The following is a 1,908-nucleotide window of genomic DNA, read 5'->3' on the forward strand; positions in this document are numbered from 1 at the left end:
CAGGATTCCAGCTCGGCTCCTTGAGTTCGAGGAGAGATAGCTCCGGAGCAGGTGGACTCGGTGTCCCAGTGGAGGGCTCTGGAGCAGGAGTCGTCGACAATACGGCTGGGGGCACAGCGGCCGAGGGAGGAGTGGGACCTTCTGGGTGGTTCGGCAGCCCCAGTGCGTCCGCGAAGCTCCGCGCGCAGTTCGCCCACGTGTAGCCGTCACTCTGCGCCGACAACAAGGTCCGGAGCGTCTTGGCGTATTCCTTTCGACGCTCGATTTCGTGGGCCATGTTGAGGATGGCCTGGCAGACATCCTGCTCGTCTCCAGGATCGAAGTTCTCCTCGTCGCCATCGGCGAGGTCTCCGAGTCCGCCACGCACCGTGACGGCCATGAGACAAGCCACCCCCGGGGCACCCAGCTTTTCCTTGACGAGTTTGTAGAGGCCACTTTTCGTGCTCACGATGAGCGGCACCTCGGCAGCGATCGCTTCCCAGCCGGTGAGCCCGAACCCCTCGTGCCAGGACAGCATCATCGCGAAGCTGGAGCGCTTCAGCTGATCGAAGAGCCGGGTACGGTCCCCCTCATATGGAAGTGAGTGCAGGGTGACCACGCGCCCTGCTTTCTCTCGCGCGAAGACGCGAAGCTCCTTCTCCTCCTCGCTCGCCGGTGAAACCCCGATGACTCGCAGCACCGGCTCATCCCGCAGGGCTTCCGGCTCACGCGGCTTCGCGTTCGCCTCGCGACAGGCGGCGGCGAAGCCAGCGATGGCCAGACGGCCCTGTTTGATACGGTCGTTCTCGGGATCGAGGCGGCCAAAGGTGATGCCGCTGAAGGTCTTCCCGAGGGGCACAGGCACGATCTCAGCCAGCCCCGGCACGATCATCCGCGACTCTCTCGCGCCTTCAAGCAGATCGCTGAGGCTGTCTCGCAGAAGCGGGCCTACCCCGAACACTTCATCGGCCTGCTTGAAGAGTGCCCGCTGCTCGTCCTCCTTTTTCTTGGCGGCAATCGCCTTGCCCTGCTTGTAGTCCGTGTAAGCGGAGTACTTCATGTGGTGGAGCAGCGCGGACCTGCCCTGACCAGCCAGCTTCGGGAGAGCGATGGCCGCACCGCCGCTGATGACGTCGTGGCCCACCCACCACAGGACCTCGCCCGTGCTATTCCGCCGCACTGCGTCGAACACATTGAGCGCCCGGCTCTCGTCGACCCGCTCCGCTCCCTTGATCCCCAGCGACAGGAGCGTCACGCCGTGCTTCGCGGCGTCCTCCACCTCTTCGGCCGTAGCGTCCAGCACCACACAGGTGACTCGCGTCTGCGGAGCGAGAACCGGGCTCAGCGCCTTGGCGAAGTCGGTGTTGAACGAGTTGATGCCGCCGTGCTTCGGCCCCCATGCGTTCGTGATGAGAACGATTCGTGCCATGCGCCCCGCAGCCGGGACGCTGACCCTGCCAGCCAGCATCTGGAGGGTCAAGCGGAGTCGCTGCCCGGCACCGCTTCCTCGACTGACCTCGTAAATCTACAACTCACAGGAGTGAAGAAGTAAAGGCGGAATGGGAGCTCTCTTGCTGGGCGGAGCATCGGACGGACAGGGGCCTGTAGAAAGTGGTGCGCGGGAGCAGTAGGCGGAGAAGGGCCTTGGCCCGAGCCAAGCGGGTGAGCAGACGCGCGCCGTGTCCCAAGTGACGCGCGGCGGTGGCCCTTCCCAAGGCAGCCTTCTCTCCTGGGGGAGTGACGCCCTTCATGTGGCCCCAGGCGCTCTCGGCTCATGCGTCGGAGGGCGCCTTCATGTCCGGGACTCCCGGGCGCGCGGATCCACGAGGAGCCGGACGATCTCGACCACCAGCCCCACGCTGACGAGCACAGAGGCAAACACGGTGGTGGCCACCACGACGACCGCCACCTGCTTCTGGAGCACCGCGA

The 1,908-nt window shown here is 65.3% G+C and carries 1 protein-coding gene; it reads right to left on the bottom strand.

The window, feature by feature from the left end:
• The coding region (locus ACJ8AT_RS23320) for a hypothetical protein (protein WP_407740027.1) at positions 1-1,408 on the bottom strand (1,408 nt) is incomplete at its 3' end.
• Between the last annotated feature and the right edge of the window lie 500 nt (positions 1,409-1,908).

Origin of the sequence: Hyalangium sp., assembly GCF_045802625.1 — a bacterium.
GTDB lineage: Bacteria > Myxococcota > Myxococcia > Myxococcales > Myxococcaceae > Hyalangium.